Source organism: Dyadobacter sp. (assembly GCF_051859145.1).
GTDB lineage: Bacteria > Bacteroidota > Bacteroidia > Cytophagales > Spirosomataceae > Dyadobacter.
In genome coordinates this window covers 1-4,968 of the sequence record NZ_JBHYGF010000320.1, presented here as the reverse complement: position 1 = coordinate 4,968, position 4,968 = coordinate 1, and the positions used below count along the sequence as shown (strand labels likewise).

Below are 4,968 nucleotides of genomic sequence, written 5' to 3'. Positions count from 1 at the left end.
AGCTCCAGATCCCTGTCAAGTAAGATCAGCTTTTCCGGCGGGATCATTTTAAGTGTTTCAATGGCATCTTCTGCTTTTTCGTAGAAATGTGGCATGATCACGTAATAATCGTACTCACCCAGACTATTCTTGATCAGATTTCGGAAGATATTCGCATTCGAGTGGTGGATATGCAGATCCACATTTACATTCTTTCCCAGGTTTTCCACAAATGCATTATAAACCTGCTTTTTGTAGTTGCTGATTTTGTTAAATACCAATAAAATCCGGACGGATGTTTCAATATCCACGCGGTTGATAAAATAGCCTTTTCCACGAACTGAAATCAGTACGCCGTCTTTAATCAGGTGTTTGTAAGCTTTTTCAACAGTATCCCGCGAGAGCAGGTATTCCTCGCTGAGCTGGTTAATGGAAGGGATTTTGTCGCCTCTTTTCAGCTTGCCTTTGCTGATTGCCTGCAAGAGGGATTTGATGATCTGGATGTACTTGGGGGCACTTTCTTTGAATTCAATGTCAAATTGTATTTCCATTAAAAAGTGGGTTTAGAGTAGGCTAAAAGTAACGATTTTATCCTGCATCCAATAGAAAAAACCCGTCAAAATCTATGATTCTGACGGGTTTTCAATTACACTAACACCACTTATCTCGGGCCTCTTCCGCTTCTTTCAGAAGCACCACGCGAGCCACTTTCCTGGGAAGAACGACCATTACTTCTTGGCTCGGGAGCACTTCTTTCCTGCCGTTCCTGGCGCTGCGGCGCTTCGTAAGATCCGCGTCCGCCAGGGTTGGAATAAACTGGCGCGTCATTGGATCTGCTTGGTCTGGCGCTTCTTTCGGATCCATATCCAGGATTAGCCTCCCTGCTGCTGCGATCGGGCTGACGGGGCGCTTCGTACCGGTTATTGCTACGGTTGTCAGAAGGAAACGACGGCTCAGCTTCCCTCGTGCGGCCTCTTCTCATATTATCAGGAGCCTCTACCGGATTCCGCGGCGCATTGTCCATACGGTAGCCGGGAGTCCGTTCTCCGGGATTTCGGTCGCTAGGATTTCGATCGCCGGGAGTCCGATCGCCGGAAGTCCGTTCACCGGGGCTACGGTAACCACGATCCGAATTTTCGCTGATCCATCCATTGTTATAGCGTTCATCGCGACGATCAGTATTTTCGTTTACCCGACCACTGCTGATTCGGTCATTTCTATCAAAATCACCATTCCCACGATCCCTGCTGCTATTATCATTATTACTCCGTCCATTCCGGCTGGCATCAATGACAGACCCGCGGCGGGTGGGTTCATATCTTGCATTCCGATCGTCGCCAAGTGAGTCGTACCGGTTGTCACCTCTGCTGTTCCCGGCTACGATCACCCTACCGCGGCCGCTAGGCGTTGCATCGATTGTGCGCACAGGTACGCTTCTTCTTGTTACACGCTCAATCTCATCACGGCGAGGTCCGTACACATAAGTGCGGTTGTTGCTGCGGTAATAATTGTTGATGATCACGGTTTGGTTATAAACGTTGGTAACTCTCCGGCGCGGCGGGCAGTAGTTGTACCAGTTGCGGTAAGTGACGTAACGTTGTGGCACAAACACCCACCAGAAGGAAGGAATGTTCACTGACACATTGATATTCACCCCAGGTCCAAGCGGAGCCCAGCCGTAATAGCCGCCGCCCGAGCGCCAGTTTACCCAGGCCGGTCCCCATTCATAATCAGGTACCCAAAACCAGCCCACGTAATCGTCGTAAGACCAGCGGCCATAGTGGAACGGCGCCCAGCCCCAGTCGTAATCGGATACCCAGGTGTTGCCATATTCGGTAACTTCCCAATATCCATTGGTAGAGTAGGGTTGAAAACCTCTTGGTACGTCGGGCACCCAAATGGACCCAAACTGCGGATTGCGCTCCCACCTTCCATAGGGCGACAGTTCTTCGTAAAACGTTTGAAATGAAATGCTTACTCCCGGTTGTGCCTGGGTTTTGTTGGACACCGTAACACCGCCTGACATTAAAATGACCAGGCCGAGAATCCGAAGTATGCGCGTGGTGCTCATGGCTGTATGTTTAAATTGTTTTCTGTTTCTAAAAATCGTTTCTTGGACATCAGTTTTCACTACCGGTTTAATCCTGTACCTCTTTCTATATCCAACATTAACAAGCGTTAACAATATTTCTCCGCCAAATAATGATAAATCCTGACACACTACATTCAGAGCTGACATTCCAGACTGCCCGGAGCGGGGGCGCGGGTGGACAGAACGTGAACAAAGTCGAAACAAAGGTTGAACTGAGGTTTAATGTACTGAACTCATCGGTACTGACTGAAGAGCAGAAACAAAAACTCATTGAAAAGTTGGCTTCCAAGTTAACGAACGATAAAGTACTGGTATTATACCATCAGACTGAACGCTCGCAACTGGCTAACAAAGAGAAAGTTGTTGCGAAGTTTAATGAATTGATCAAACAGGCATTTACAGTTCAGAAAAGCCGGAAACCTACCAAACCCACTGCTGCTTCCAGGCAGGAAAGATTGAAAGACAAGCAGCGCAATGCAATTGTGAAATCGCTGCGGAAGAAAACTTTTGAAGATTAAGCTTGATCCGGTAAACCAATAATGCATTCCATTCCTGTTTCTAAACCTAAAATAGGCGCTGTATTTACATTGCCCGTGATTGTAGCTTCGCTGGGCTATTTCGTGGATGTTTATGATTTGTTGCTGTTTAACATTGTCCGCGTTCCAAGTCTGAAAGAGCTCGGATTGAGCGAAGAGGAAATCTCCCGCATCGGTGCCAACATCTATAACTGGCAGCAGGCCGGGCTGCTGATCGGCGGATTTATGTGGGGGATCTTGGGTGATAAAATGGGCAGGCGCTCGGTACTTTTCGGGTCTATACTCACTTACTCGCTGGCCAACATTGCCTGCGGATTTACCCACAATATAGAAATGTACGCGCTGCTTCGCTTCATTGCCGGACTGGGTCTGGCGGGCGAACTGGGCGCTGGTATCACATTGATAGCCGAGATTTTGCCGCGCGAACTCAGGGGATACGGTGCCTCGGTGGTAGCAAGTGTCGGACTGGCCGGCGCAATTGCCGCATTCTTTGCCGTAAAGCTGACCGACTGGCGAACCGCTTATTTCATCGGCGGGGGAATGGGGCTGGTTTTGCTGGTACTGCGGTTTAATGTGCTCGAATCTTCTGTTTTTAATAAAAGCCTGGAAAAGCGCGGAGGCAGCCGCGTACCCTGGTGGACATTGTTTACAAGCTGGTCGCGGTTTGTCCGTTACCTGCGCTGCATGGGGATCGGGCTGCCTACTTACATGGTAATCGGCATTTACTCCACATTCGGTAATGAATTTGCAAAGGCGCTGGGGATTGCGGAGGAAGTACAGGCAGGTACTTGCGTGCTGTACACTTACATTGGTGTAGTAACCGGTGATTTTTTCAGCGGGATTTTGAGTCAGTGGCTGAGATCCAGGCGAAAAGCTATTCTGGTGATGCTAACCATGACGCTGGCGGGAGTTGGCTGGCTGCTTTATGGCGGGATAAAGTCTGCCGAAGTACTTTATGTCTGCTACGTCTGGCTAGGATTTTCGATCGGATACATTGCGATGTTCCTGACTACGACTGCGGAGCAATTTGGAACCAATTTGAGGGCTACTGCTACTACATCAGTAGCGAACAATGTACGCGCTACGGTCCTGATCACACTGCCTTTGTTCCAGCTACTGAAACCTTCGGCAGGCGTCCTGCATTCAGGCGCAATCGTAGGTGTAATTTGTTTTAGCCTGGCTTTATTATCGCTCTGGAAAATGGAGGAAACTTACGGCAAAGAGCTCGATTACGAAGAACTATAATCCTTACTGAGCTGTCGGAGTACCAAAAATGAGCTTGTCCGGAGTCGGGTATACAAGCAGCTTTGAAAAATCTGTTTTCCAGAAATCCAGGTCGAGTAATTGCCCGTTTTCATCTTTTGTGAGCGTGATCACAACGGGAGTTCCGTCTTCGTCTACATATTCAGCCTGAACCAGGTCACCTGCATAAGCATCCACATTGCCGCCGAGGCTTATACTTCCCATTACGCCGCCTTCGTATTCATCAACGTTTTCATTAAGCGGAAAATCATCGGGATTGAGGTTGATTTGTCTCAGCAAAAATGCAATAAGCTCTTTTTCGTTTTGGCGGATCTGTCTCATTTAGTGGGGGTAGAAATGGTTTTACTGCGCCACTGTTCAGCCTTTCTTCCTACAAACCAGAATGAAAGCGCGAGTATCGCAAAGAAAATGCCTTTGTTGGTACGGTCCCAGAAATATTCGAAGTAGCGGGTGTAAATATTAAGCAAAAAGAATATCAGGCATAAATCGCGTAGTACGTCCAGCCTTTTTTGAAATGCATAATAAAGCATTCCCGCCAGCATCAATGTAAATGCAGCAGCCCAATACCAGAAATGGCCCTGTTTGAGTAGTTTCCATCCTTCCCAATCGTCATAGTTTCCAAAGATCGAGAGTGTCCAGGCTGCGACCAGAAAGAGAAAAAGGCCAATGCTGTAAGTGACTTCATGTAAAAACTTCATTGGGCCGGAGCGTCTTAACAAAAAAGAAGATCCCCAGATTGCAAGTCCAAAAACGGTCATTCGCAGCGGGTAGTTCATGCCCAGGAAGCGGAAACTTCCCTTCGACCAGTAATGCGTTTGTGCGCCCCACCAGCCTGCAAGTGAAATAATCATCACCGTCCAAAGCAGGGTTGAGCGTAATAGAACAGCTATTCCGCCATAAACAACCGCGGCAATCAGCAGTGGCAGGGCGTAGTTGCTTTGCGCATCGGCGAAGCTGCGCGTCCAGTAAGTGACGGCAATGGCAACTGTGAGGATAATGGTAATGTTGTAAGCTTCATTGCTCGCACGGGCCTGAGGGAAGCGGACTTGTCTTCTTTTGGCAAGAAATACAAACAGGGCTGCAAGCAAAGAAAAACCA

The 4,968-nt window shown here is 48.3% G+C and carries 6 protein-coding genes; 2 read left to right on the top strand and 4 right to left on the bottom strand.

Features of this window, described 5'->3' with window-relative positions:
- Both ACTIE6_RS17380 and ACTIE6_RS17375 read right to left on the bottom strand, forming a co-directional pair.
- Nucleotides 1-530 (bottom strand): GntR family transcriptional regulator (locus ACTIE6_RS17380; protein ID WP_439557848.1); only part of this gene is annotated, 530 nt, incomplete at its 3' end.
- Between the two features lie 110 nt (nucleotides 531-640).
- Nucleotides 641-2,050 (bottom strand): DUF6600 domain-containing protein, encoded by a 1,410-nt coding sequence (locus tag ACTIE6_RS17375; protein WP_439557847.1) that lies wholly within the window; start codon nucleotides 2,048-2,050, stop codon nucleotides 641-643.
- Between the two features lie 131 nt (nucleotides 2,051-2,181).
- Between ACTIE6_RS17375 and arfB the strand changes: the two genes are divergently transcribed.
- A complete protein-coding gene (arfB, locus tag ACTIE6_RS17370) occupies nucleotides 2,182-2,589 on the top strand; it encodes an alternative ribosome rescue aminoacyl-tRNA hydrolase ArfB (RefSeq protein ID WP_439557846.1) in 408 nt (135 codons plus the stop codon).
- Nucleotides 2,590-2,610: 21 nt separating this feature from the next.
- Nucleotides 2,611-3,852 carry an MFS transporter gene (locus tag ACTIE6_RS17365; RefSeq protein ID WP_439557845.1) on the top strand — a complete coding sequence of 414 codons (1,242 nt, stop codon included), beginning with the start codon at nucleotides 2,611-2,613 and terminating at the stop codon, nucleotides 3,850-3,852.
- 3 nt (nucleotides 3,853-3,855) lie between these two features.
- Here the strand turns inward: ACTIE6_RS17365 and ACTIE6_RS17360 are convergent, their stop codons facing one another.
- The gene (locus tag ACTIE6_RS17360; RefSeq protein ID WP_439557844.1) at nucleotides 3,856-4,191 is read right to left on the bottom strand and encodes a DUF6984 family protein; all 336 of its coding nucleotides are present in this window, start codon (nucleotides 4,189-4,191) and stop codon (nucleotides 3,856-3,858) included.
- Nucleotides 4,188-4,968: hypothetical protein (locus ACTIE6_RS17355; RefSeq protein WP_439557843.1), on the bottom strand; the 781-nt coding region annotated here is incomplete at its 5' end. The genes ACTIE6_RS17355 and ACTIE6_RS17360, both read right to left, overlap by 4 nt.